19 protein-coding genes and 3 pseudogenes are annotated in these 24,303 nt (G+C 70.7%); 11 read left to right on the forward strand and 11 right to left on the reverse strand.

Annotated elements, in window-relative coordinates:
* Positions 1–67 precede the first annotated feature (67 nt).
* Together Sri02f_RS38120 and Sri02f_RS38125 are read right to left on the reverse strand one after the other, a co-directional pair.
* The gene (locus tag Sri02f_RS38120) at positions 68–1,285 is read right to left on the reverse strand and encodes an IS110 family RNA-guided transposase (protein WP_109002418.1); all 1,218 of its coding nucleotides are present in this window, start codon (positions 1,283–1,285) and stop codon (positions 68–70) included.
* 384 nt (positions 1,286–1,669) lie between these two features.
* Positions 1,670–2,536 carry an alpha/beta fold hydrolase gene (locus Sri02f_RS38125; RefSeq protein ID WP_109005894.1) on the reverse strand — a complete coding sequence of 289 codons (867 nt, stop codon included), beginning with the start codon at positions 2,534–2,536 and terminating at the stop codon, positions 1,670–1,672.
* A 103-nt stretch (positions 2,537–2,639) separates the two neighbouring features.
* Here Sri02f_RS38125 and Sri02f_RS38130 point away from each other — a divergent pair, with 103 nt between their 5' ends.
* Entirely contained in the window at positions 2,640–3,119 is a 480-nt protein-coding gene (locus Sri02f_RS38130; protein ID WP_109005895.1) for a CGNR zinc finger domain-containing protein, read from the forward strand.
* A gap of 238 nt (positions 3,120–3,357) precedes the next feature.
* Here the strand turns inward: Sri02f_RS38130 and Sri02f_RS38135 are convergent, their stop codons facing one another.
* Both Sri02f_RS38135 and Sri02f_RS38140 read right to left on the reverse strand, forming a co-directional pair.
* A complete protein-coding gene (locus Sri02f_RS38135; RefSeq protein ID WP_109005896.1) occupies positions 3,358–3,954 on the reverse strand; it encodes an NADPH-dependent F420 reductase in 597 nt (198 codons plus the stop codon).
* Between the two features lie 41 nt (positions 3,955–3,995).
* Positions 3,996–4,814, reverse strand: a complete 819-nt coding sequence (locus tag Sri02f_RS38140) for a 3'(2'),5'-bisphosphate nucleotidase CysQ (protein ID WP_109005897.1) — start codon at positions 4,812–4,814, stop codon at positions 3,996–3,998.
* 139 nt (positions 4,815–4,953) lie between these two features.
* Between Sri02f_RS38140 and Sri02f_RS38145 the strand changes: the two genes are divergently transcribed.
* From Sri02f_RS38145 to Sri02f_RS44390, 3 genes and pseudogenes are all read left to right on the forward strand, one after another.
* Complete coding sequence (locus tag Sri02f_RS38145; protein ID WP_109005898.1) at positions 4,954–5,847, forward strand: LysR family transcriptional regulator; 894 nt, start codon at positions 4,954–4,956, stop codon at positions 5,845–5,847.
* Between the two features lie 429 nt (positions 5,848–6,276).
* Entirely contained in the window at positions 6,277–8,049 is a 1,773-nt protein-coding gene (locus Sri02f_RS38150) for a S8 family serine peptidase (protein WP_109005899.1), read from the forward strand.
* An 83-nt stretch (positions 8,050–8,132) separates the two neighbouring features.
* Positions 8,133–8,415: pseudogene (locus Sri02f_RS44390) on the forward strand (helix-turn-helix domain-containing protein); the annotation flags it as partial.
* Positions 8,416–8,534: 119 nt separating this feature from the next.
* Here Sri02f_RS44390 and Sri02f_RS38160 read toward each other — a convergent pair.
* The gene (locus Sri02f_RS38160; RefSeq protein ID WP_218029932.1) at positions 8,535–9,287 is read right to left on the reverse strand and encodes an ASCH domain-containing protein; all 753 of its coding nucleotides are present in this window, start codon (positions 9,285–9,287) and stop codon (positions 8,535–8,537) included.
* A gap of 200 nt (positions 9,288–9,487) precedes the next feature.
* On the opposite strand from Sri02f_RS38160, the pseudogene Sri02f_RS38170 reads away from it, so the two are divergent.
* Positions 9,488–9,718: pseudogene (locus tag Sri02f_RS38170) on the forward strand (YciI family protein); the annotation flags it as partial.
* Between the two features lie 157 nt (positions 9,719–9,875).
* Here Sri02f_RS38170 and ypfJ read toward each other — a convergent pair.
* The 5 genes and pseudogenes from ypfJ to Sri02f_RS38190 all read right to left on the reverse strand — a co-directional run bounded on the left by ypfJ (position 9,876) and on the right by Sri02f_RS38190 (position 15,621).
* A complete protein-coding gene (gene ypfJ / locus Sri02f_RS38175; protein WP_109005901.1) occupies positions 9,876–10,766 on the reverse strand; it encodes a KPN_02809 family neutral zinc metallopeptidase in 891 nt (296 codons plus the stop codon).
* Positions 10,767–10,931: 165 nt separating this feature from the next.
* Positions 10,932–11,447: pseudogene (locus Sri02f_RS43395) on the reverse strand (glycoside hydrolase family 2 protein); the annotation flags it as partial.
* A 52-nt stretch (positions 11,448–11,499) separates the two neighbouring features.
* A complete protein-coding gene (locus tag Sri02f_RS38180; protein WP_109005902.1) occupies positions 11,500–14,457 on the reverse strand; it encodes an aminotransferase in 2,958 nt (985 codons plus the stop codon).
* Positions 14,458–14,596: 139 nt separating this feature from the next.
* Positions 14,597–15,037: a hypothetical protein gene (locus Sri02f_RS38185; RefSeq protein ID WP_109005903.1), complete on the reverse strand. Its 441-nt coding sequence runs from the start codon at positions 15,035–15,037 to the stop codon at positions 14,597–14,599.
* Positions 15,038–15,171: 134 nt separating this feature from the next.
* A complete protein-coding gene (locus Sri02f_RS38190) occupies positions 15,172–15,621 on the reverse strand; it encodes a hypothetical protein (RefSeq protein ID WP_109005904.1) in 450 nt (149 codons plus the stop codon).
* Positions 15,622–16,110: 489 nt separating this feature from the next.
* On the opposite strand from Sri02f_RS38190, the gene Sri02f_RS38195 reads away from it, so the two are divergent.
* Positions 16,111–17,076 (forward strand): hypothetical protein, encoded by a 966-nt coding sequence (locus Sri02f_RS38195; RefSeq protein WP_109005905.1) that lies wholly within the window; start codon positions 16,111–16,113, stop codon positions 17,074–17,076.
* Positions 17,077–17,496: 420 nt separating this feature from the next.
* On the forward strand, positions 17,497–17,850 hold the full coding sequence (locus tag Sri02f_RS38200) for an ArsR/SmtB family transcription factor (protein WP_109005906.1): 354 nt from the start codon (positions 17,497–17,499) through the stop codon (positions 17,848–17,850).
* A 140-nt stretch (positions 17,851–17,990) separates the two neighbouring features.
* On the opposite strand, the gene Sri02f_RS38205 is transcribed toward Sri02f_RS38200, so the two are convergent.
* A complete protein-coding gene (locus Sri02f_RS38205; protein ID WP_109005907.1) occupies positions 17,991–19,031 on the reverse strand; it encodes an NAD(P)-dependent alcohol dehydrogenase in 1,041 nt (346 codons plus the stop codon).
* Positions 19,032–19,360: 329 nt separating this feature from the next.
* Here Sri02f_RS38205 and Sri02f_RS38210 point away from each other — a divergent pair, with 329 nt between their 5' ends.
* Genes Sri02f_RS38210 through Sri02f_RS38225 form a run of 4 tightly spaced genes read left to right on the forward strand, consistent with a single transcriptional unit; the run spans position 19,361 to position 24,289 of the window.
* Entirely contained in the window at positions 19,361–21,109 is a 1,749-nt protein-coding gene (locus Sri02f_RS38210; protein WP_218029933.1) for a CocE/NonD family hydrolase, read from the forward strand.
* Positions 21,106–22,749, forward strand: coding sequence for an AMP-binding protein (locus Sri02f_RS38215; protein WP_109005909.1), 1,644 nt, complete (start codon positions 21,106–21,108; stop codon positions 22,747–22,749). Before Sri02f_RS38210 ends, Sri02f_RS38215 begins: the two co-directional genes overlap by 4 nt.
* Positions 22,746–23,534, forward strand: coding sequence for an enoyl-CoA hydratase/isomerase family protein (locus Sri02f_RS38220; protein WP_109005910.1), 789 nt, complete (start codon positions 22,746–22,748; stop codon positions 23,532–23,534). The genes Sri02f_RS38215 and Sri02f_RS38220 overlap by 4 nt, the downstream gene beginning before the upstream one ends.
* Positions 23,531–24,289 carry an SDR family oxidoreductase gene (locus Sri02f_RS38225; RefSeq protein ID WP_109005911.1) on the forward strand — a complete coding sequence of 253 codons (759 nt, stop codon included), beginning with the start codon at positions 23,531–23,533 and terminating at the stop codon, positions 24,287–24,289. Before Sri02f_RS38220 ends, Sri02f_RS38225 begins: the two co-directional genes overlap by 4 nt.
* Positions 24,290–24,303: the final 14 nt, after the last annotated feature.

Consider the following 24,303-nt stretch of genomic DNA (forward strand, 5'->3'; position numbering starts at 1 on the left):
GGGGGGTGCCTCTATGTCTTTCGTCAAGGCACCCAGGTTCGGTTTGGGGTGGTGTGACTTGTGGGGGTCATGCGGCGAGTTCGACGTCCTCAGGGATGCGGGGTTCGTAGAAGGTGCCGTCTCGGAGCATGGCGAACAGGACGCTGATGCGTTGGCGGGCCAGGCGGAGGAGGGCCTGGGTGTGGGTTTTGCCGCGGGCTCGTTGCTTGTCGTAGTAGGTGCGGGAGGCGGGGTCGGCGTTCATGCAGGCGAAGGCGGAGAGGAACATTGCCCGTTTGAGCTGACGGTTTCCGCCTCGGGGTGCGTGTTCGCCGTGGATCGAGGTTCCGGACGACTTCGTGGCCGGGGCCAGGCCGGCGTAGGAGGCGAGGTGGGCGGCGGTGGGGAAGCTGGTGCCGTCGCCGACGGTGACCAGCAGGACGGCGGCGGTCCTGACGCCGACGCCGGGCATCGACGTCAGGACCGGGGAAAGAGGGTGGGCCTCCAGCAGGGCGTTGATCTGGGCTTCCAGGGCCCGGCGCTGGGTGTGGACGGCGGCGAGCGAGGCGGCCAGGGAGGGCACGACGATGTCGAGGGTGCCGGTGCCGGGCACGACGACGGTCTGTTCGTCGAGCGCGTCGAAGACGTCGTCGATCAGCCGCTGGGCCATGCGCGGCGCCTTGGGCCGGATCAGTTCCACGAGTCTGCGACGGCCGGCCTTGCGCAGGGCGGCCGGGGAGCCGTAGCGCTCCAGGAGCCAGGTGACGGCCTGGTGGTCCAGGCGAGGGCCGAGGACGCGTTCGAGGCTGGGGTGGAACTGGGTGAGCAGGCCGCGTATCCGGTTGGACGTGCGGGTGGCCTCGGCGGCGAGGTCCTGGTCGAAGCCGACGAGCACGGTCAGCTCGGCGGTGATCTCGTCGGTCAGTTCCAGCGAGCGCAGGGTGTGCGGCATGGTGCGGGCGGCGTCGGCGATGACCGCGGCGTCCTTGGCGTCGGTCTTGGCCTCGCCCGGGTAGAGGTCGGCGATCCGGCGCATGGCGAGTCCGGGCAGGTAGGCGACCTGGCAGCCCGCGTCACGGGCGACGGTCAGCGGGAGGGCGCCGATGGAGGCGGGCTGGTCCACGATCACCAGCACGGTGCCGAACTTCGCGGTCAGCTTGTCGAAGACGGCCCGCAGTTTTGGCTCGCTGTTCGGCAGTTGCTTGTCGAAGACCTTCTTCCCGGCCGGGGTCAGCCCGTGGCCGTGATGGCTGCTCTTGCCGACGTCCAGGCCGAGGAACACGCCCACGTCTTCGGTGTCGAACATCGCGCCTTTCCCAGGGTGTTGACGGTGCCGGCCTCGGCTTCGGTGTCGTACGCGCGCATCCACGTTATGCAGACCTGCCGCTCGCGAGCTGTCCGGCAGTGCGCCGGACCGGGCGGTGGCCGGACCTCTCATCAGCGTCTCCGACGGCACCTCCCGGGCCCGGTGACACCACCCCCCAGGTCATCCGTTCGACAGGGGGCAACAGTCATGCCGGGCCCGGAGGCCAGCGGCCCCGTTGCGGAACCGCGGAAAACATAACGGGGCGGGCCTGGTGGAAGCGCGGCCTGACCGCCCGACACCCGGCGGGGCGTACGAGGTGCGGCTCACGGAATCGGAGGCTGACGTGGTGGCCTGCGAAGGCTCCGTTTCCGGCCCCGAGCCTGCTTATCGCAGCACCCGCCCGAGGAAGCCGCGCAGGTAACCCGCGACGACGTCCAGGTGGCTCTCCAGCAGGAAGTGACCGCCGTTGATCAGGTGCACCTCCGCGTCCTTGGCGTCGCGGGCGAAGGCTCGCGCGCCCGCTGGGCCGAAGATCTCGTCGTTGCGGCCCCACACGGCGAGCACGGGGACCCCGCTGGTGCGCAGGAATTCGTGCAGCAGCGGGTAGAGCGGGCGATTGTTCTGGTAGTCGCGGAACAGCGCCAGCTGGACCTCGTCGTTGCCCTCGCGGGAGACGAGAGCGAAGTCGTGCTCCCAGGTGTCCGGGCTGACCAGGCTCGGATCGGGCACGCCGTGCACGTACTGCCAGCGGATGGCGTCGACGCTGAGCGCGGCGCGGACGGCGGGTTCGGTGTCGGGACCGGGGTTCGCCCCGTAGGCCCAGACGTCGGTCCAGAACGACTCGACGAAACCGTCCTCGTAGCCGTTGCCGTTCTGGGTGACGAGGGCGGAGATCCGTTCGGGGTGCCGGAGCGCGAGGCGCCACCCGATGGGGGCGCCGTAGTCCTGCACGTAGAGGGCGTAGCGGTCCAGGCCCAGTTGGTCGAGCAGTCCGGAGGTGAGTTCGGCGAGGGCGTCGAATGTGTAGGCGAACTCCCCCACGAGGGGGGCGTCGGAGTGACCGAAGCCGAGGTGGTCCGGCGCGATGACGTGGTAGTCGTCGGCCAGCAGCGGTATGAGCTCGCGGAACATGAACGAGCTGGTCGGGTAGCCGTGCAGCAGGACGATCGCGGGGGCGTCGGCGGGGCCGGCTTCACGGTAGAAGATCTCATGGCCGTCGACAGTGGCGGTCCGGTAGTGCACCGAGCTCATTTCTAACCCTTTCAAGTATTTGATCTGGTTAGCTGCTCGCCATGCAAGCACGCGGTGAGCTAACCTGTCAAATGACTCGATCCGGTTAGAGGGGAGTGGCCCGATGGACACGCTGCTGGACCTGCTCAACAGCAGGCCACTGGTCAACGGCGAGGAACAGGACGCGCTCGGCGACCCGGCCGCAGGCAGACGCTGGGCGCGGGAGCACGGCGGCGAAGGCAGCCTCGCGGAACTGGCGCTGCTGCGCGAGACGCGCGACATCCTGCGGGACATAGTGCGCGGAGAACGCTCGCCCGCCGCGTTGAGCCCGCTGCTCGAAGGGGTCCACCAGATCCCGGAGATCACTTCGGACGGTCTTCAGTGGACGGTCAGGACTCCGCCGCACGCCCGGCTGGCCGTCGAGGCGGTTCTCGCCTGGGCCGCCACCGAGCAGCACATGCCCGGCCGGCTACGCCCCTGCGCCAATGACGAGTGCCAGTTGTTCCTGCTCGACCGCAGCCGTGCCAACCGTGCCCGCTGGTGCTCGATGGCCGTCTGCGGCAACCGCGAAAAAGCCCGCCGCCACTACGAACGCACCCGCTGATCAGTTCCTCGACGAGCAGGGCCGGTGAGAAGTGAAGCCGGTCGTCACGCGGTACGGCGAAATCGCCGTCCGCAACCGCGCGAGCTGCGGTCCTCGACCAGCGAACCTCACTGATCGTTCCAGCTGCAGGCGGCCCACTCCCCCGGACAGCCGCCTGCTGCCCCCGCACACGCCCCACCACCCTCCACCCCCGACAGGCCGCCTCCACAGCGGTGATCCGGACGGCGCGGCTCGACAGTCAGCGGGCGATGGTGAGCGCGAAGGGTGTGAAGCCGGTGGAGCGGACGAGGTGCGGTACGAACAGGATCGCGGCCTCTGTGGCGCGGGCGGTCCGGATCCCGCCGAGATCGGTGATCCATTCCTTGTGCCAGCCGAGGTCGGTGAGCAGTTCGTGGACGGTCTGCTTGGCCTCAGGGTCCTCGCCGGAGAGGAACGCGGTCGGCGTCTGGGAGAGCGTGGCCGGCGAGGTCATCACCGGGAAGAGCATGGTGTTGAGTGTCTTGACGACGCGCGTTTCGGGGAGCGCTTCCTGGAGTTGTTCGGCGAGGCTCGAGCCGGGGTAGATCAGGTCGCCGGGCAGTCCGTCCGGTCCGTCGATGGTGGCGTTGGCGATGTCGACGAGGATCTTGTCCCGGAGTTCTTCGCGCAGAGCGGCGAGCCGGTCCAGCGAGCCGGCACCCGGGGTGGCGTTGATGACGATCCGGGCCGTCCGGGCGGCATCGGCGGCCGCGCCCGGCGTGCGGTCCGCCACCGTCACCTCGTGTCCTGCCCGGGCGAGGGCCGCGGCCAGGTTGCCGCCGACGCGGCCGTTTCCGAGAACTGCGATCATGGTCATGGTGTTCTGGTCCTTCCGTGCGTACAGGGTGAGGTGCGTGGTCAGCGCGAGAGCGTGGATGCGGCCGCGGCGTGGACGCCGGGCGCGGCAGCCAGGAAGCTCTGGCTCTGCGGGGTCCAGGGGCGGCCCTCGGCGTCGGAGATCCGTCCCCCGGCCTCCGTGACGAGCAGCGCTCCGGGAAGCAGGTCCGCGCGGGCGCCGGCGAACTGCCAGAAGGCGTCGATCCGGCCGGCGGCCACGTTCAGCAGGTGCAGGGTCGCGGGCACGGCGACGCGGACGACGAGCGCGTCGAAGAGCATCGCGGTGATCGAGGAGCCGACGCGGTGCACGACCTTCTCGTCCTCGTCCGGCCGGGCCTGGCTGGTGGCCACGATGCTCAGGCCGAGGTCCGCGCTCTGGGATACGTGCAGCGGCCGGCCGTCGAGGTGGGCGCCCGCGCCGGTGAGCGCGGTGTAGGTCTCGCCGGTCAACGGCAGGTGGACCACGGTGAGCACCGGCTGGTTCTCACGCACGAGGGTGGCGGTCACCGCCCACTCGGGCAGGGCGTGCAGGTGGTTGACGTTGCCCTCGGACGGATCCACGACCCACCACTCGCCGGACGGCAGCGCCCCGCCGTCCAGTTCATCCTCCACCCAGCCGGCCTCCGGGCGAAGGCGCGTGAGGCGGGGGCGCAGGATGTCGAGGGCCGTGTCGTCGTTGTCGGCGAGCGCGCGCATCAGCTCTTCGCGGCTCCGGTAGCGGACCACCTCGCCGAAGCGCTCGCGCAGCGCCGAACCCGCATCCCGCACGGCGATCACGGTCTGGGCGAGCAGGTCCGCGTCGGAGGCGGCGACGTCAGTGGTCTGAAGCGTTTCGGACATGGGGGTGTTCCCGTCTGAGGAGGGGTGCTGAGGCCGGTCGAGGGCCGAACCGGGCGTTGCTTCCTGCGCTTTCGCCTCAACGGTATGCACCCCCATCATTAACTTCAAATGCATGTCAGGCACGGCTAGGATTACTCGCATGCAATTGGATTTGAACCTGCTCGCCGCGCTCGACGCGCTGTTGGAGGAGGGCAGCGTGACCGGGGCGGCGGCCCGCCTGCATGTCACCGCCCCCGCGATGAGCCGGAGCCTGGGCCGGATCCGGCGCACGACCGGGGATCAGATCCTGGTGCGCACCGGCCGCACGATGACGCCGACGCCGTATGCGATCGCCGTCCGGGAACAGGTGCATGAGCTGCTGCACCAGGTCCAGGGAGTGCTGGCACCGAGCCGCGAACTCGATCTGGCAACGTTGGAGCGCACTTTCACACTCCGCTGGCACGATTCCCTCGTCGCCTTGAGCGGCCCCGCACTGCTCGCAGCCGTGCGCGGACAGGCGCCGGGCGTGCGACTGCGCTTCGTCGCGGAATCGAGCACCGACACCCCCGAACTGCGGCGCGGCGAGGTCGACCTCGAGGCGAACGCCAACCGCCCGAGCGCACCGGACATCCGTGCCGAGAGCGTGGGCGAGACCCGCCTCGTCGTCGTCGCGAGGCAGGGACACCCCCTCACCCGCGTCAGGACCGTCACCGCACAGCGGTACGCCGCCGCGGAGCACGTCACCGTCTCGCGACGTGGAAACCTCAGCAACGCCATCGACGACGCCCTCGCGGGGCTCGGCCTCACCCGCCGCGTGGTGGCGACCGCGCCCACGGAAGCGGCCGCGCTGGAGTTCGCGCGCGGATCCGACATCCTGATCAGCGTCCCCGAAGCCACCACGCGGTCAGCGGTCGCCGACCTCGGCCTGGTCGTGCTCCCCCTCCCGCTCGAACTGCCGTCGGCGCCGCTGTACCTGTCATGGCATCAGCGCTACGACACCGACCACGCCCACGCCTGGCTGCGCGCGCTGGCGCGGACCGCGCTGGCCATGTGAGGAGCGTCGAGGTCGGCGCCGTCCGCGCAGGAGATCGCCGACCGGAAGGACACCTACGGGACGGCGCATGCCTCACTGCCGTCTGCCCGGCGTACCGTCCGGGAGCCGTCCCCGGTCCCGGCGCCGGTCCGGCGCCGGAGGCGCTCGAGCCGTGGCGGCCGCTGCTGGAGATGCTCACCGCGCCCGCGGGGCAGCCCGCGCGGCGCGTCCCGGCGGATCCCGACCCCCCCGACGCCCGGAGGACGTCTCTTTTCAGCCATGCCCCTCCAACGTCCCTGCACGGAAAGGTACTTCCGTACAGGAGCACGCGCCTGACATCTTGCATCCACCACTCGTTTCGTACGGCCCGGCCGGTGCCTCAGCACGGCCGGGCCGTCTCCGGAGGACGCATTGATATCCCAGATATCCAGCCGACCTAGACGCACGCTGGTGCTGGCGGCCACGCTCGGCGCCGTCCTCGCGTTCGGCGCCCCGGGCGCCCTCGCGGGCACGCTCCCCGTCGCCCCCTCCACCGCGCCGGCCGCCAAGGCCCCCGCTCCGGCCCACGCTCCGGCCGCCGTGCCGGCTTCCCGGAGTGCGGCCTGGGTGGCCGGCACCCGTGCCTACCTCGTGATCACCGCCCCCGGTGACAGTTCGGCGGTCCGCTCCGCGATCACGGCCAACGGCGGCACCGTCTTCTCCGACTTCGACGCCATCGGCGTGATCGTCGCCCACTCGGCGTCCAGCGGATTCGCCGCTGCCATGCGCGGCGTCGCCGGCGTGCAGCAGGTCGGCGCCACGCGCACCTCGGACGTCCCGGCCGATGCCTACAACCCGGCGCTGCCGGCCAATCCCGCCCAGGCCTCGACCCCGGCCGGAGAACCGGTCCGGGCCGACATGAGCCAGATCAAGGCCGACCAGGCCTGGGCCGTGAACCCGGGCTCCGCCTCCGTCACGGTCGGCATCCTGGACACCGGCGTGGACGACCAGCACCAGGACCTGGCGCCCAACTTCGACGCGGCCGACTCGGTCTCCTGCGCCTACGGCAAGCCCGACACCCGTGCCGGCGCCTGGCGGGACGTCGACACGCACGGCACCCACGTAGCGGGCACCATCGCCGCGGCCAAGAACGGCAAGGGCGTCGTCGGCGTGGCCCCCGGGGTGAAGATCGCCGCGGTCCGGGTGGCCGAGCCGGGCAACTCCTTCTTCTTCGCCGAGAACACCGTCTGCGGCTTCGTCTGGGCCGGTGACCACGGCTTCAAGGTCACCAACAACAGTTATTACACGGACCCGTGGCAGTTCAACTGCCCGGACAACATCGACCAGGCCGCCATCATCGAGGGCGTCAAGCGCGCCCAGGAGTACGCCGAGGGCAAGGGCTCCCTCCAGATCGCCGCCGCGGGCAACGAGAACTACGACCTCGCCCACAAGACGACCGACTCCGCGAGCCCGAACGACTCGACGCCGGTCACCCGCACCATCACCAACGCCTGCCTCGACATCCCGACCGAACTCCCGGGCGTGGTCACGGTCGCGGCCAACGGCACGGGCGTCACCAAGGCCTCGTTCTCCAACTACGGGCAGGACGTCATCGACGTCGCGGCGCCGGGCAGCAACGTGTACTCCACCGTCCCCGGCGGCGGCTACGGCAGCAAGAGCGGCACCTCGATGGCAACCCCGCACGTGGTCGGTGTGGCGGCACTCATCGCCAGCGCCAACCCGGGCATCACCCCTGCGCAGATCCGCGCCAAGCTGGCCGCCCAGGCCAACCACGTCGCCTGCCCCTCGGACAGCCGCTGCACGGGCACGACGGCCGACAACTCGTTCTTCGGCGAAGGGCAGGTCGACGCCCTCAAGGCCGTCGGGACCACCCCGCCGCCCGGCAAGTACTTCGAGAACCTCACGGACTTCGCCATCAACGACAACGCGACCGTGGAGAGCCCGATCGCCGTCACCGGCGTGACCGGCAACGCCCCGGCCACCCTCAAAGTGGGTGTGGACATCAAGCACACCTACATCGGTGACCTGAAGGTCGACCTGGTGGCGCCGGACGGCACCGTCCACACGCTGCACGACCGCGCCGGCGGCAGCGCCGACAACATCGCCCAGACCTTCACCGTGAACGCCTCCTCGGAGGTCGCGAACGGCACCTGGAAGCTGCGCGTCAACGACAACGCCGCCTCCGACACAGGCAAGATCGACGCCTGGAACCTGACCTTCTAGCGCTGTGACCGCATAGGTTCGCCGGATTGGCGGTCAGGGCGGCTGGATGGGCGGTGACGTCCATTGCGACTGCTGGAGGTGTGGTGGCCGAGCCTGTGCGGGTACGCGGAATGGCCGATCAGACTGACCGATCAGGAAGGGCAGAAGCTGCAGCAGATCGTCCGCCGGGGCAGCAGCAGCTCGGTGCGCTACCGGCGGGCGATGATGCTGCTCGCCTCGGCCGGCGGGAACCGAGTGCCGGTGGTCGCCCAGCTGGTACAGGCCGGCGAGGACACCATCCGCGATGTGACCCACCAGTTCAGCGAGATCGGCCTGGCCTGCCTGGACCCTCGGTGGGCGGGAGGCCGTCCCCGCCTGCTCACCCCTACGACGAGTTCGGGCCCCTCAGGCAACAACGACTCCAGCACCGACCACTGCTCATCAGAAAGATCCCCTCGCCCCACATATTGATCATCATCGTGCGGGGCGCGCACAGGAAGCCGAACCTAGACATGGCCTAGACGGAAGTGAACAACGGCGACGTCATCGGTTGACTTGACGTCGGGGTAGTGGAACCGCAGCCTGTCTTGCAGCTCGGCAAGATCGCGAAACCCGTCGGCGATAGCGTCCGCCTCGGTCAACTCGGCAACGATCTTCGAAGTGATCTGAGTGACCACACCGGACAGCACTACCTCGTCATCCAACTCGAACACCATGTTCACCGGGCCCGTCTCCACTGGGTCGCGGAACCGCACCGTGCTCGTCTTCCGCCCAGTGCGTACGGCGTCGAGATAGGTGGGATGGAAATGCAGGGCCTGCATCGCAGCCGAGCCCGGCGCTCGGTCGGACGCTGCGGACTGCTCCTCCCAGACATAGGCATGAGGCAGGAGGTCGGTGATCGCGACACTCCGAATGCCGCCGGCCACCGGCACCAGGACACGGATACCTGGGTGGTAGTCCAGCAGGACCTGCCGGTCCCGGCCACACGGCGCGAGCACACCGCGCCCCATGTCACCGACGGCAACAATTGCCGTGAGGTCACGCGCTCCCGCAGCACGCGCATGCCCAAGCGCAACCAACTCCGCGCAAGGTCCGCCCGTGAAGTGATAGAGGTTGATGCCACCGAACATCCGGCCCTGTGCGTCTCGCACAGCTGCCCCGACGGTGTGCACCTCACCATCACCGTTCGTCTCAACAACGCGCTGGGCGAACTCGACCAGCGCCAGATCTTCTTCCGGTAAATGCATCGTGCAGTCCATCCGACAGACACTACTCATACACGCCCCCAGCCACGCACCCCGGTGAACGTTCGCGGTCAGAGCACCAGGAGCGCTTCGTCATGTTGTGTGCGGGAGGTGCGCGAGCGGATGACGTACGCCCGGCGCAGCGGTGAGCCCTTCGCGCGGTCACTCGTACGGCACGACCTGCCCTCCGGCACGCCGCGCCGCTCAGCCACGTCGTCTACCTTGAACGACACCGTCGCGACGGCGCCTTCCTGGTCTCCGGCCAGACCGTCCGCACATCGATCGGCGGTGTGATCGTCGTCCACGGTGTCGACCGCTCCGCGATCGAGCAGATCACCTCGCAGAACCCCTTCGTCGTCAACGACATCGCGAAGGACAGCATCACCAGGCTCACTCCCGGACGAGTGCACCCTGCCTCGCGCTCGCTTCTCGCCCTGGGCTGTTGACGTTCGCCGGTCCTCGCCGCTCGGCCCCCTCCCGTCCTCGATGAGCGGTGCGCCCTGGATGGGAGGGTGGGGAATCAGGTGACCGACGCCTCGGCAGGTCTGACAACGTCGATCGGGAGCGGGACACGATCGCCGCTTCACGGGCTCGGAGCGGCGCTCAGCGGAAGGTGTCGCACCGGGCCATGTCCCCCGTGCGGTATCCGACGCCGAACCACTGCTGCCGTTGCTCGGACGAGCCGTGGGTCCAGGTGTCGGGGGTCACCCGCCCCTGGAACTCCTCCTGGATACGGTCGTCTCCGACAGCCGCGGCCGCGTCCAGTCCGTCCTGGATGTCCGCGCCCGTGAGGCTGGTGATCAGTGGCCTGCCGGTGGACTCGTCCTTGACGGTCGTCGCGTGGTGCGCCCACACGCCCGCGTAGCAGTCGGCCTGCAGTTCCGTCTTGACCGAAGCGCTGTCGGCGCCGGTCAGCCCGTTGTGGGACTTGTCCAGCGTCCCCTCGAGGTCCTGGACATGGTGCCCGTACTCGTGTGCCACCACATAGGCTTGCGCGAAGGGCCCACCGCTCGCTCCGAACTTCGTCCGCAGCTCGTCGAAGAAGCCGAGGTCGAGGTAGACCGTCCGGTCGCCGGGGCAGTAGAAGGGCCCCACCTCCGACGTGGCGTTGCCGCACGCCGTGTTCACCTGCCGGCTGAAGAGCACCGTCGGCGCCTTTGTGTAAGCGACCTGGCCACGGCCCAACGCCTGTGTCCAGTAGTCCTGAACGCTGTTGACCACCGCCACGATGCGGCAGTCGTCCTTGGTGTTGGCGTCCTGACCGGTGCGGCAGGCCTGCTCGACCCGGGCCAGCGAGGACGAGGCCGGCGCAGGCTGGTCACCACCGGAGGAAAGGCCCAACTGGTCGGGGCCGATGCCGAGCACGAGTCCCACGACCAGTACGACGAGGCCGGCGATTCCGCCGCCGATGGTCGCACCGCCACCGGGGATCCGACTGCCGCGCACGTCCTGCACCTCGGAGGTGTCCAGACGGGCGTTGTCGTCGAACTGCATGAGTCGCCGCCTTTGCCGTATGTCGTTGCCGGGCCGCTGCTCCTTGTACCCCGTTTGCCGCGCCCGGTGCCTGCGAGGGGCCGGCCCTGTGCGTCGCGCGGAGGGATCCCGTCCGCTCCGCCGCCCGATCCGCCGTCCCGCCCGGAGAAGAAGCCCGCCTCCACGACCGTCGCCACAAGGTCGTCTACGCCGACCGCCGCCTACTCGGGTGACCGAGGTGCGCCCGGGATGGGCCGGCTGGCTCACCACTGTCACGGTCGTTCCGGCAGGATCGGGCGGGATGGAGAGCAGGCGGTCGGCGTATAGGCCACGGAGTTCGTGGTGGAGCGGCTTGAGACGGCCGTCCCCGTGGACGGCGGACCAGGACGACACCGGCCTGCAGTCGTTGAGCTGCCGGACCATCGTGCCCGCGCCCAGAGGCCAGTGCGCACGCCAGTGCTCGATCCCGGCGACGACGGCGCGGGCCTGGACGACCTGGGTGAGGCAGTGCCGGCGGTCGAAGTCGCCCTCGGGCAGGACGACGTGGCGGCTGACTCCCCGGTCGAGCTTGCCATTGCCGTCGTCGGCCCTCTGGTGGGCATCATGCCCGGCGAGTCGGGGACCGGGAGTCTCTCCCGGCAGCACGCGGCGCAGCGTGGTCAGTGCGGGCGGGACCTGCCGGCCGAACTCGGCGACGAGCCTCCGGCCCACGCTGGACGTCATCCTCGCACCCGTATCGACGCCCGGTCAGGAACTATCCCTCGTCAGCGAGTTCTGTCAGTGCGCGGTCCAGCATGGCGGCGAAGAAGTCGACCGCGTCGGCGTCGATGCACAGCGGTGGCTTGATCTTGAGGATGTTCAGGTGGTCGCCGGTCGGCTGGACGATGACGCCGAGGTCGAGCAGCCGGTCGCACAGCTCGGCGGTCTCCTCGGTGGCGGGCTCCAACGTGCCGCGGTCACGCACGAGTTCCAGGCCGAGGTAGAGTCCCGAGCCGTGGACGGCGCCGACGACGGCGTGGCGGGACGCCAGTTCCTCCAGCAGGCCTTTCAGACGTCCGCCGACGCGCACCGCGTTGCCCTGGAGATCCTCGTCGCGCAGGGTGTCCAGGACGGTGAGGCCTACCACGCTGGAGACCGGACTGCCTCCGGTGGAGGAGAAGAAGTAGCCCTGGTCGCGGTACCGGTCGGCGAGCGCCCTGGACGTGATGACGGCGCCGAGCGGATGACCGTTGCCCATGGCCTTGGCCACGCAGACGACGTCGGGCACGACCCCCTGCTGCTCGAAGCCCCAGAACCAGTGGCCCAGCCGGCCGTACCCGACCTGGACCTCGTCGGCGACGGTCACGCCGCCGTGACGGCGGACCGCCGCGTACACCTCGGCGAGGTAGCCGTCGGGCAGGGCCACTCCTCCGGCGTTGCCGTAGAAGGTCTCGCTGACGAAGGCGCCGGCCGGGCGGCCCGAGGCGGCCAGCTCGTCGATCACCGCGACCGCCTCGGGCGCGTAGCGTGCCGCGTCCGCCCCGCGGTGCCTGCCGCGGTAGGGGTTGGGCGAGTCGACCGTGTGCACCCAGTCCGGCCGGGTGGCCAGGGCGTTCGGGTTGTCCTGGAGCGAGGTCGACACCGCGTCGGACGCGTAGGTCCAGCCGTGGTAGGCCTCGCGCAGTGCGACGACGTCGTGCCGTCCGGTGGCTCCGATGGCCAGGCGCAGACCGAGATCCACCGCCTCCGAACCGGAGTTGACGAGGAACACCGTGTCCAGCGGCTCGGGCAGCAGGCCGGCGAGACGTTCGGTGAACTCCACCACCGAGGCGTAGTGGAAGCGCGAGTTGGTGTTGAGCCGCCGCAGTTGCCGGGCGACCGCCTGCTCCACCCGGGGGTGGGCGTGGCCGAGCGGCGTCACGTTGTTCACGATGTCCAGATAGGAGCGGCCGTCGGCGGAGAGCAGGTGGTGGCGCCAGCCGCGTTCGATGCGGGGCGGGGCGGCGTAGTAGTGCTCCTGCACGGGCGCGAACACGGCCTCGCGCCGCTGGAGCAGGTCGTCGGGGCGCGCGGGGCCGGCGGCCGGGAGTCCGATGAGCGGGGCGGGGTCCGCCGTGAGCGCGAGCCAGCCGGCGGCGTACTCCGGGCGGACCAGGCGCGGGGCGGCCGGCCCGCCGGCGTCGAGCAGCGCGATGTGCAGCCAGGCCCCGGCCGGTACCTCGGCGAGGTCCTCGCCCGCGTGGACCGCCGACCCGGTGCGGACCCGCGGGGTGACCGTGGCGGGCATGGTCAGCGTCAGCACGCGGCCGCCATGGGCGATCTTCAGGAGTCCGGGCGCCGCCGCCAGGACCTCTCCCCCGGCCGGCGCCTGCGCCACGACGTCGCGGCCGAGCCACAGGTCGACGCCGGTGGGCACGGTGGCGGGCGACTCGGCCGACAGGGCCGGAGCCCGGGTGAGCCGAGCCTGCGCGTACCGGGTGGCCACCGCGGCCGCGCCCGTCTCCAGCGCGCGGGCCGCGAGCCGGTCCTCGACGCCGGGCCGGAGCCAGGCACCGTGGTCCGTCGAGTCCGCGTCGGCGGACAGGTCGAGAACGGCGATGTCGGCGGCGACGACGCCGCGCAGCAAGGCGTGCTCCGGCGGGTGGGCCGCCGCGGGTGCGGTGGCGAGGCCGGCCGCTTCCTTCACGAGGTGGGTCATCACCTCCTGGGGCAGGCGGGTGGCCTGCTCGAACACGCGCCACTCGCGCTCGAGCGCGGCCTTGGCGTAGGTGTTGTCCTCGTCGACGCGGGCCTGGTGACGTCCGCTGACGACCAGGCCCGCGGCGCGCAGCACGACCAGCGGCCACAGGGCTTCCGCTTCCTCGGCGGACAGCGGCCGCAGGGCGTGGAAGGCCCGGACTGCGGGCAGCACGTGGTGAGGTTCGACGCCGTCGTGGTGGAGCATCGAGGAGAGCGACACGGCGAGTTCGCTCACCGCCCAGGTCGTCGTCAGATCACCGAAGTCGATGACGCCGTCGGGCAGGGGCGGGCGGGCGCCGGGCGAGCGGATCAGGTTGTCGTCGGTGAGGTCGAGGTGCACGGCCTGGGAGGGCAGCGCGTCCGCCAGGGCCTGGATGCGGGCGCCGGCTTCGGCGGTCGCGGCCTGGACGGCGGCGCGCCGGTCGGGCTCGTCGACGTACTGGGCGAGTGCGGCGACCACGCGCGGGGCGTGCCGCAGGTCCCACTGGAGTATGCGGTCGAGGCCGCGGTGGTGGAAGTCGCGCAGCGCGGTGCTCACCTTCGCGGCGATCGTCCCCATGGCCGCCACCGCGGCCGGGGACAGGTGCCGTGGTCCGGTGAGGGAGCCGCCCGGGAGGTAGCGCAGCAGCCGGACGACAGCCGGGCCGTCGCCGGTGTGCACCGTCGCGCACCGCGGGGAGCCGTCGGAGTGACGCAGGACCGTCGCGATGCGCAGTTCCGGGTGCGCCTCGGCGATCAGGTCGGCGGCGGTGTCCTGTGCCTCGATCTCCACGAGACCGAAGGCCGGGTTGGCGATCTTGAGGATCACCGGGCCGGTCCCGTCGTCCGGGCGCAGCAGGAAGTTGGCGTCCTGCTGGCTTCCCAGCGCCGTGGCACAGGCCGTGACGCCGAGGTGCCGGGCGGCGATCCGCTCGGCCTGGGCAGCGGTCACCTCGGGCGCGGGAAGGGCGTCCCGGGCGAAGAAGTCGACGGTGCGGTGCTCGTCGTGCGGCATGCGGGGGTCCTCGGCTGGGTGAGCGGGCGTGCGGCGGCGGCGAGGGGTGGCGGGCGGTACGCGTGGGCGCCGCCGGCGCTCCGGTGGGCGAGCGGGCAGGGTTCTTGCGCGACGCGGCGGCGCCCGCCGGTGAGCCCGCTCAGCGGCGGCCGGTGGACAGGACGACGAGGAACTGACCGCCGCCCGCCTCGATGTCGGCGGTCACCGGCAGTCCCGGGACCAGTCGGGAGAACCGGTCCACGAGCCAGTCCGCCGTCTCCTGGGCGTCGGGCCTGGTCGGGCAACGGCCCACCATCTCGCGGCCCCCTTTGCGCTCCAGCCTCCCGGCGACGGTGATCAGCGGGGCGGGTTCGACCACGTACAGGTGGTCCGGCCAGGCGATGACCGCCTTGACCGCACCCTTGCGGGTGTTGCAACCGCGGTGGGCGAGCCGCTCGGCGACCTTTGCCTTCCGGTCGGCGGTCCGGCTGTCGACGCTGGGCCCTCGCGGGTCGTTCACGGACTTGTCGGGGTCGACCGGTTCGTCGCAGACCCAGCAGCGCCAGCCGTCGCGCTCGGCCACATCATCAAGGAGGCTCATCCGAGCAAGCTAGCCTGCCCGGCCGCCACCCCGCGCACCAGGGCCCCGGCGAGCGCCGGGCCGCCTCGTGGGTGGGGGCCGGTCGCGTGACCGGCGAGGGCGCTGGGGATGACCATGAGAAGCCATGTGCACGGCTACTCAGAGGCGTCCGGCCTGGCTGTGTGGTGCGGGTGTCCGCTGGTCCGGCGTGCCTCTTTCAGCTCCGCCTCGTACAGGTGGTCCTTGCCTTCGGCGAGTTCCTGGCGGGCCTTCTTCTCGAGGGCTTTGAACGGCTCGTAGTAGGTGTCGTTGTAGGACTCGACGATCTGGAAGGTCCAGTGGCCGGGGATGACGTTGCGGCCCAGGATCTCCTCCTGGACGCGCCCCGCCCAGTCTCGGTGACCGGCCTCGCGCAGGAGCGCGACCGCGCGGTCCAGTTCGAAGTCGGCGCCGCCGGTCAACTGGTGGAAGGCGTAGAGGTGGCCGCGTGCGCGTTCGGTCGTTTCCAGGGCCTTGGACAGGGCTCCGAGGGCTTCCACGGTGGTGTCGGACACGCCGCCCGGTCGGCGGTGGGAGGCGTCGGGGCCGTCGTTGCGATCGCTCATGAGGACATGAGTGTCCCGTTGCCCCCCTCTCGCACCGCCGTCTTTCGAGCGATGCCGGGGACGCGCATCGCCCGAACGGCCGGTCCGCCCGTCCCCCGCCCGGCTGCCGCCGCTCGGGTCGGCTGGACGAGTGGAAGGCCGGGCGGGTGGAAGGCCCCACGGACCGGTGCGTGACGTCTGCTACTCGGGTGCATCCGGCATCACCCTTACCGGCGAAGAGGCGGTAAGGGTTCGGGACACGTTCCCGTTCGAGTGCCTGCCGCACGAGGGATACGGGAGGCGTGGCGCTCCCGGGTCCCGCGCGGCGGCGTCGGGGCCCGGTCCGCACCACGGGCCGAGGTCCACCGGTCGCGCCGGCGCAGGCGATACGGGCGATACGGGCGATCGTCCCGCAGGATGGTGCTGGTGGCCCGCCACGGCGAGTTCGTCGGGGCTGCCTCTTTCCGTGTGCGGCGGGGCCGCCGCACCCCTTCCCCCAGGGAGCACCTCATGGCAGCGACGACGGAGGAACTCGTACCGGTGCTCGAGGACGCCCGCCAGGCGCATGCGGCACTCCTCGACCGGTTCGGGGCGGACGCGGTGGTCACTCCGCCGGGGCCACACCTTCAGACGCTCGAACGCCAGGCCGCCGAGGTCCGGATCGGTCTGGCGCGCATCCACCGCCTCGAGCGCTCCCTGCGCCCCCGGGGCCTCCTGGAATCCGCCGTCGGTGCGACGCTGCTCCTCTCACGCGGCGCCCTGCGTACGGCGATGCTGCCGCTGGCCATCGGATCTGTCGTCGTCCGGGGATTGCTCCCCGGCGGGGGCCCGGCCGATCCGCGACTCCTGCTGAGGAACACCGAGGACGAGTACGCGGCCGCCGCACGGGCGCTGGCGGCGTGCCGGGCCGGGGAGGTCCTCGCCGAGCAGGTGGGCGACGAGACCGCCGCCCACCTGCTCGGCTCGCTCCGCCGCCAGGACGAGGCACTGATGCGGGATCTGGAGGTCCTGCTCACCGAACACGCCCGTACGGTGGCGCGGAACGTCGCCGAGCGCGGCATCCGGCGAGCCCGAGGCACGGTCGGGAAAACCGCGCGCGAGAGGCCCGAGCCCGGCCCCATGGCCGAGGAGGTCCTCGGAGCGGTCAGACGGGAGGAAGACCTGCCGATCCCCCGGTTCGGCCGCCTCAGCACCGAACAGATCGAGGGGCGGCTGCCCACCCTGACCCAGCTCGAGCTGACCGTGGTCGAGGGGTACGAGCGCGCGCACGCCCGCCGCAAAGAGGTCCTGAACGCCATCGAGCGGTTGCGCGCACCCGAACCATGGACCGGCTACGACGCCCTGGACGCGGCCGGGATCACCGCGAGCCTGCGGGACGCACCGGCCGCAACGGCGCGCCAGGTGGCGGAGTACGAACAGCGCCACCGGCGACGCCGAGAGGTCATCGCCGCCGCGACGGACCGCGCCCCCGCCTGACCGTCGCCCGATGAGGCGGGACACCAGTGTGTCGAGGGATGGCTCGCCGACGTGCGGACGCAGCAGGGTGAACGCGTGAACGCCTCTTCGGCGCAGTACCTCGGCACCGCCGGCGCCAGTGCCGGCCCTGGTCAATCGCGCGGCATCCGGTGCTGCGTCACCGGCTACGCCGCCCTCGCGGCGGACCTCGACGCCGTCCGCGCGAACGCAGAACCTGCGCGTGATCGAGGGCCGCTCCGTCCTCGAGCGAGTGTCGGACGGGCAACGTCGACACCCCGCCGCCGACTGCTCGGCGCCTCCCACACCGACCCCCCACCGAACTCGACGCACCCAACCCCACCGGCCGCGTCGCCATCCCGGACGAGATCGCCCATCGTGTACGCGCCGGCGCGAACATAGGTCGGGCGTTATCCTTCCCTCATGGCCAGCCGCACCTCGTCACCCCTCGTCCACCCCGACATGGACGACCTCGATCTTTTCAAGATCATGAGCGCACTGACCGACGAGACCCGGCTCACCATCGTCGTCACCCTCGCCGCCTCTCCCGGTCTGGCCTGCAGCGGCTTCACGCAGGACGTCACCGCGTCCGTGCTCACCCGCCACTTCCGCGTCCTGCGCGAGGCCGGTCTCATCCGGCAGCACGACGTCGGCACCCGCCGCATCAACACCCTGCGCAAGGAAGACCTGGATCAGCGCTTCCCCGGACTGCTCGACCTCGTCCTCAAGGAGAGCGTCGGCCGCGTGGAGCCCTACGTGAACGCCGAGAGCGCCTGACACTGAGGGACACGACACCCCTCCGCGGGCGGCCCCATCTGCCGACCCTGGTTCAAAAGCACTCGCCCGCGTGCGAGCCGGCCCGACAGCCGTGGGCCCCGGCGGATGATCCGCCGGGGCCCTCGTACGTGTGACGGGTCTCAGATGGTCGCGTTGTCGATCACGAACCGGTACCGCACATCGCTCGCCAGCACCCGCTCGTACGCCTGGTTGATCTCGGAGGCGGCGATCCGCTCGACCTCCGCGCCGATCCCGTGCTCGGCGCAGAAGTCCAGCATCTCCTGGGTCTCGGGGATGCCGCCGATCATCGATCCGGCGAGGATCTTGTTGCCACCGATGAGGGAGAACGGGTGGAAGGCGATGGGCTCCTCCGGGACGCCCACGTTCACCAGGGCGCCGCCCGTCTTCAGCAGGCCGAGGTAGGCGCCCAGGTCCAGCGGCGCCGACACCGTGGAGACGATGAGGTCGAAGGAGCCGGCGAGTTCTTCGAACGTTTTCGGGTCACTGGTCGCGTAGTAGTGGTCGGCGCCCAGCTTCAGGCCGTCGTCCTTCTTGCGCAGCGACTGGGACAGGACAGTGACCTCCGCGCCGAGCGCGTGCGCGATCTTGACGCCCACGTGGCCCAGACCGCCCAGGCCGACCACGGCAACCCTCTTGCCGGGGCCCGCGCCCCACTGCTTGAGCGGCGCGTACGTGGTGATGCCCGCGCACAGCAGCGGCGCGGCGGCGTCCAGGGGCAGCCCGTCGGGGATGCGGACGACGAAGTTCTCGTCGACGACGACCTGCGTGGCGTAACCGCCGTAGGTGATCTCGCCGTCCTTGCCGACGGCGTTGTACGTCTGGACAGCCCCCCGTACACAGTGCTGTTCCTGGCCGGCCTTGCAGTTCTCGCACTCTCGGCAGGAGTCGACCAGACAGCCGACGCCCACACGGTCGCCGACCTTGTACTTGGTCACGCCCGGACCGACCTCGGAGACGACACCCGCGATCTCGTGGCCCGGGACCATCGGGAAGATCGCCTCGCCCCAACCCTCGCGGACCAGATGGATGTCGGTGTGACAGATACCGGCGAACTTGATGTCGATCAGCACGTCGAACTCGCGGACCGCACGACGTTCGATGGTGGTGCGCTCCAGCGGAGCGCTGGCGGCGAGCGCGGCGTACGCAGCAACAGTGGTCATGCCGTGGTTCTCCTAGCGGGGGTTGCGCGCCAGGCCGCCTTCTTCCGGCCGGGTGCGTTTTCACTGTAGCTCATGTTCGCGTCAGCGCGAACATGAGGCCGCCGCCCCTCCCCTCGCACCCCCGGGAAGGCCTCGGCAGCGAACCAGCCCCGCCACCGGCGCCGCGTCGGCAGCGAACCACCTCCGCCCCCATCACCGGCGCCGTCGCCCAAGGCGAATCACCAGAGGTCGACGTTCTCGCGGTAATTGACAGGGTACGAACGTACCTCCTAACGTACCCACGCCGGAGCAACACCGAAGCAACGCCGCCAGCTCAACGAGGAGCGCCGATGCAGCACGTATACGACATAGATGTCCGGATTCCGATGCGCGACCGTGTGACCCTGGCGGCCAACGTGTGGCATCCGGCCGAGGGACAGGCCCCGACGCTGCTCGTGCGCATGCCCTACGGCAAGGACGTCATGGGTGTCACCCTGGGCGGGGTCATGCCCGGTCTCCTGGCTCTGCTGGAGGCCGGTTACGCGGTGGTGGTGCAGGACTGCCGGGGCACCCACCGCTCGGAAGGCGAGTTCGTTCCGCATATGGCCGACCGGGCCGACGGCGCGGACACCGTCGCCTGGATCGCCGAACAGCCTTGGTCGGACGGCACGGTCGGCATGTACGGGGGGTCCTACCTCGGGATGGTCCAGTGGGAGACCGCCGTGACCGGCGCCCCCGCCCTCAAGGCGATCGCGCCGTCCGTCACCTCGATCGACAACTACGAGGCACCCTGGTACGGCGCGGGCGGTGCGCTCTCACTGAGCCTGGTCACGTTCTGGAACGCCATGATGTACACGGCTGACGCGCAGCGGTCTCTGGCGGCCGGTGAGGGCTCCGTGGACCAGGTGCAGCAGCTCGGTCAGGCGCTGCTGTCCGCCGAGTCCCTCAACGAGGTGCTGCCGACGGCGGAGGTTCCGGTCCTGGCGGCGTACGGCAAGTGGTGGGACGACTGGATGGCCCACCCGTCCCACGACGGGTACTGGGATGCCATGGAGCTCACGCCCGAGCTCAAGAACGTCACCGTCCCGGCGCTCAACATCGGCGGCTGGTACGACCTCTACATCGGGCAGACCGTGCGCACCTACACCACCGCCCGCCAACAGGCAGGCAGCGCGCAGGCGCGCGAGGGGCAGCGGCTGATCATCGGTCCGTGGGACCACATGGCCGCGACCGGCGTCTATCCCGACCGCTCCTTCGGTCCGCTGGCCGGCGCCGACATGCTGGGCATGACCGGCCTGCATGTGAAGTTCTTCGACCGCTGGCTGCGGGGCGACACGACCGCCCTGGACGACGTGGCACCGGTGAAGATCTTCGTGATGGGCATCGACCAGTGGCGCGACGAGCAGGAGTGGCCGCTGCCCGACACCAGGTGGACCGAGTTCCACCTGAGCAGCGCCGGCCACGCCAACACAGCGGACGGCGACGGCGTGCTGACGACCGAGCCGCCGGCCGACGCCGGGCACGACACCTACCTCTACGACCCGCGCCGACCTGTCCCCACGGCCGGCGGGGCGTGCCTGCCGATGACGCCGGGGTTCGGCGGCCCGGTCGACCAGCGGACCGTCACCGCCCGCGAGGACGTCCTGTGCTTCGCCGGCCCCGTGCTGGAGGAGGCTGTCGAGGTGACCGGTCCGGTCAGCCTGACCCTGTTCGTGTCCTCGTCGGCGGTGGACACCGACTTCACCGCCAAGCTCGTCGACGTCTTCCCCGACGGCAAGGCGATCAACCTGTGCGACGGCATCCTGCGCGCCCGCTACCGGGGCGGCCTCGCCGCGGAAGAACTGATGGAGCCCGGCACGGTCTACGAGATCACCGTCGACATGACCGCCACCTCGAATGTGTTCCTTCCCGGGCACCGCATCCGCGTGGACGTCTCCAGCAGCAACTTCCCCCGCTACGACCGCAACACCAACACCGGCGGCGTCATCGCCCGCGAGACCGAGGAGCAGATGATCCCCGCGGTCAACCACATCCATCACGGCCCGAACCACCCCAGCCGTCTGGTCCTGCCGGTCATCGACCGCAAGGACCAGCCGTGAGCGCCGCCGACCGGGTCGCCGAGCTGACCGCGACATTCACAGCTCCTTCCCTCGATGTGGCCGGCCTGCTGTGCGACCAACACCCCGCCGACCGCGTCGCGTTCACCGTCGTCGACGGCACCGGTGGAGCTTCCACGCTGTCCTACGGCGAACTCGCCACGGACTCGCACCGCTACGCCCGGGCGCTGCAAGGGCTCGGCGTCGGTCCGGGTGACCGGGTGGCGACCCTGATGGGCAAGGGCACCGACCTGGTCACCCTCATCCTGGCGATCTGGCGGCTCGGGGCGGTCTACGTCCCGCTGTTCACCGCTTTCGCGCCCCAGGCCATCGCCCTGCGCCTGGAAGGCGCGGGTGCGCACGTCGTGGTCGTCGACCCGGACCAGCGCCGCAAACTCAACCCGGGCCCCGACATGCCGGACGACCCTCGGCGCCGTGTCGTCGTCACCGGAACCGCCGCGCACCACGGTGACGTGTCGCTCGCCGACCTCGTCGCGGCCGCGTCGCCGGAGCCGGTGCCCGCCGTCGCCACCAGCGGGGACGGGCCTCTGGTGCACATGTTCACCTCCGGCACCACCGGCAAGCCCAAGGGGGTCGTCCACCCCGTCTCCTACATCGCGGCATGGCAGATCTATCTGGAGTACGGTCTCGGCGTCACCCAGGACAGCACCTATTGGTGCGCCGCCGACCCCGGCTGGGCCTACGGCCTGTACGCCGCCATCGTCGCTCCGCTGGCGGCCGGCATCCCCAGCCTGCTGCTGTCCGGCGGGTTCTCTCCGGAGACGACCTGGCGCACCCTCGACGACCACCAGGTCACCGACTTCACCGCCGCCCCCACGGTGTACCGAGGACTGCGCTCCTCGTCGGTGCCGGTGCCCGGGGCCCTGCGGCTGGAGCGGGCGTCCAGCGCGGGCGAGCCGCTGACTCCCGAGGTCAACGAGTGGGCCGGCGCCGCGCTCGGCCTGGCGGTGCACGACCACTTCGGCCAGACCGAGGTCGGCATGCCCCTGGCCAACCACCACCATCCCGAACTCCGCCGCCCCCTCAAGGCCGGATCGATGGGCCGGCCGGTGCCCGGCTGGAACCTCACCGTGCTGGCCGACGATAAGGACGAGCCCGCCGGACCGGGCCTGCTCGGCCGGGTCGCGATCGACGTCGCGGCGAGCCCGCTGATGACCTTCCGCGACTACCAGCTCCCAGGGCAGAGCGACGCCAAGTTCACCGCGGACGGCCGCTACTACCTCACCGGCGACGCCGGGCGGGTCGACTCGGACGGCGACTTCTTCTTCTCCTCCCGCGACGACGACGTCATCATCATGGCCGGCTACCGGATCGGGCCGTTCGAGATCGAGAGCGTCCTCGCCCAGCATCCCGCGGTCGCCGAGTGCAGCGTCATCGGCGCACCCGACGAGGTCCGAGGAGAGGTCATCGAGGCGTACGTCGTCCTGCGCCACGGCACCGAAGGCACGGAGGAACTGGCCACCGAACTCCAGCTGCTGGTCAAGACCCGTTACGCCGCCCACGCCTACCCGCGCACGATCCACTTCATCGACGCCCTGCCCAAGACTCCCAGCGGCAAGACCCAGCGCTACCTGCTGCGCAGGCGACGCCGCACCGAACTCGCCACCCCGGAGCCACGTTGACCGACGCCGAACCACTGCTCGTCGCGCAACGCGGCCCCGTCCGGTGGCTGTGGCTCAACCGCCCGCAGCGGCGCAACGCCCTCGACGCCACCCTCGTCGAAGCACTGGACAAGCAGATCACCAGCGCAGAGGCCGACCCAGGCACAGCGGTCATCGCCGTGGCCGGCAAGGGACCGAGCTTCTGTGCCGGCGGGGACTTCCACCAGTTCCTTGACCTGCACGACCGCGGTCACCACCCGGTCGACTTCCTGACCGACGTCTCGGCCTGCTTCAGCCGCATCGCGGCCAGTCCGAAACCCTGGGTCGCCGTCCTGCACGGCCACGCCGTCGCGGGAGGCCTCGAACTCGCGCTGGCCTGCGATGTCGTCGTCGCGGCCGACACCACCCTCATCGGCGACGGCCACCTCAAGCGGCGGTTGGTACCGGCCGGCGGGTCAAGCGTCCGTCTCCCCGGCGCGGTCGGACGCGGTCTGTCACGCTGGCTCCTGCTCACCGGCGAACTGCTGCCCGCGACCGCCTTCGCGCACACCGGCTGGATCCACGCGATCGTGCCCGAGGCCGACCTCGACGCCACCGCCACCCGCGTCTGCCACCAACTGGCCGACCGTCACAGCCCCGCACAGCAACGGCTCAAGACACTGCTGCACCGCATCGACGGCGCCTCCTCCGAGCACGCCCTGCGCGAGGAACTGACCGCCTTCGCCGACAACTGGCATGCCAGCTCGGTGGCCGACGCCCTGCGGGCCTTCCTCACTCCCTCCACGACGAAAGCGGACAACCAGTGAATCGCTACCAGGGACGGGTCGTCGCCATCACCGGCGCCGCCCAAGGACTCGGCCTCGCCATGGCGGCCCGGTTCGCCGCCGAGGGCGCCACCGTCGCCCTGGCCGACGTCAACGAACAGGCCCTCACCCACGCCGCCACCACCGTCACCGACACCCACGACGCGAAACACCGCACCGACGTGGTGGACGTGACCGACTCCACCCAGGTCAACGCCTGGATCACCGGCATCACTACTGATCTCGGCCGCCTCGACGTGCTGATCAACAACGCCGGCATCATCCGCGACAACCGCATCGAGGACATCACCGACGACGACTGGCACGCGGTCATCGCCGTCAGCCTCACCGGCGGCTTCCACTGCGCCCGCGCCGCGTTCGCCCCCATGAAACGCCAGGGCTACGGACGCATCGTCAGCTTCTCCTCGATGTCGTGGCGCGGGAACTTCGGCCAGACCAACTACGTGGCCGCCAAAGCGGGCATCGTCGGTATGACCCGCACCCTCGCACTCGAGGGCGCCCGCCACGGCATCACCGCCAACGCCATCGCCCCCGGCCTCATCGACACCCCCATGCTCGCCTCCATGAACGGCCCCGCACGCGACAAGCTCACCGACAAGATCCCCATGCGCCACACCGGCAGGCCCGAGGACATCGCCGAAGCCGCGGCCTTCCTCGCCAGCGAAGCCGCCGGCTACATCACCGGCATCGTCCTCGACGTGGACGGCGGCATCTCCATCGGATCCTCCATCCGGTAACCACGAAACCGGCG

Source organism: Streptomyces rishiriensis (assembly GCF_003112535.1).
Classification (GTDB): Bacteria; Actinomycetota; Actinomycetes; order Streptomycetales; family Streptomycetaceae; genus Streptomyces; species Streptomyces rishiriensis.

Bases quoted from the DNA above. Each gene is read 5' to 3' on its own strand.
- Sri02f_RS38135 (WP_109005896.1), bottom strand. From the start codon at position 3,954: ATGACCATGATCGCAGTTCTCGGAAACGGCCGCGTCGGCGGCAACCTG.
- Sri02f_RS38180 (WP_109005902.1), bottom strand. From the start codon at position 14,457: ATGCCGCACGACGAGCACCGCACCGTCGACTTCTTCGCCCGGGACGCC.
- Sri02f_RS38200 (WP_109005906.1), top strand. From the start codon at position 17,497: ATGGCCAGCCGCACCTCGTCACCCCTCGTCCACCCCGACATGGACGAC.
- Sri02f_RS38185 (WP_109005903.1), bottom strand. From the start codon at position 15,037: ATGAGCCTCCTTGATGATGTGGCCGAGCGCGACGGCTGGCGCTGCTGG.
- Sri02f_RS38160 (WP_218029932.1), bottom strand. From the start codon at position 9,287: ATGGACTGCACGATGCATTTACCGGAAGAAGATCTGGCGCTGGTCGAG.
- Sri02f_RS38190 (WP_109005904.1), bottom strand. From the start codon at position 15,621: ATGAGCGATCGCAACGACGGCCCCGACGCCTCCCACCGCCGACCGGGC.
- ypfJ (WP_109005901.1), bottom strand. From the start codon at position 10,766: ATGCAGTTCGACGACAACGCCCGTCTGGACACCTCCGAGGTGCAGGAC.
- Sri02f_RS38205 (WP_109005907.1), bottom strand. From the start codon at position 19,031: ATGACCACTGTTGCTGCGTACGCCGCGCTCGCCGCCAGCGCTCCGCTG.
- Sri02f_RS38145 (WP_109005898.1), top strand. From the start codon at position 4,954: ATGCAATTGGATTTGAACCTGCTCGCCGCGCTCGACGCGCTGTTGGAG.
- Sri02f_RS38140 (WP_109005897.1), bottom strand. From the start codon at position 4,814: ATGTCCGAAACGCTTCAGACCACTGACGTCGCCGCCTCCGACGCGGAC.
- Sri02f_RS38210 (WP_218029933.1), top strand. From the start codon at position 19,361: ATGCAGCACGTATACGACATAGATGTCCGGATTCCGATGCGCGACCGT.
- Sri02f_RS38125 (WP_109005894.1), bottom strand. From the start codon at position 2,536: ATGAGCTCGGTGCACTACCGGACCGCCACTGTCGACGGCCATGAGATC.
- Sri02f_RS38120 (WP_109002418.1), bottom strand. From the start codon at position 1,285: ATGTTCGACACCGAAGACGTGGGCGTGTTCCTCGGCCTGGACGTCGGC.
- Sri02f_RS38130 (WP_109005895.1), top strand. From the start codon at position 2,640: ATGGACACGCTGCTGGACCTGCTCAACAGCAGGCCACTGGTCAACGGC.
- Sri02f_RS38195 (WP_109005905.1), top strand. From the start codon at position 16,111: ATGGCAGCGACGACGGAGGAACTCGTACCGGTGCTCGAGGACGCCCGC.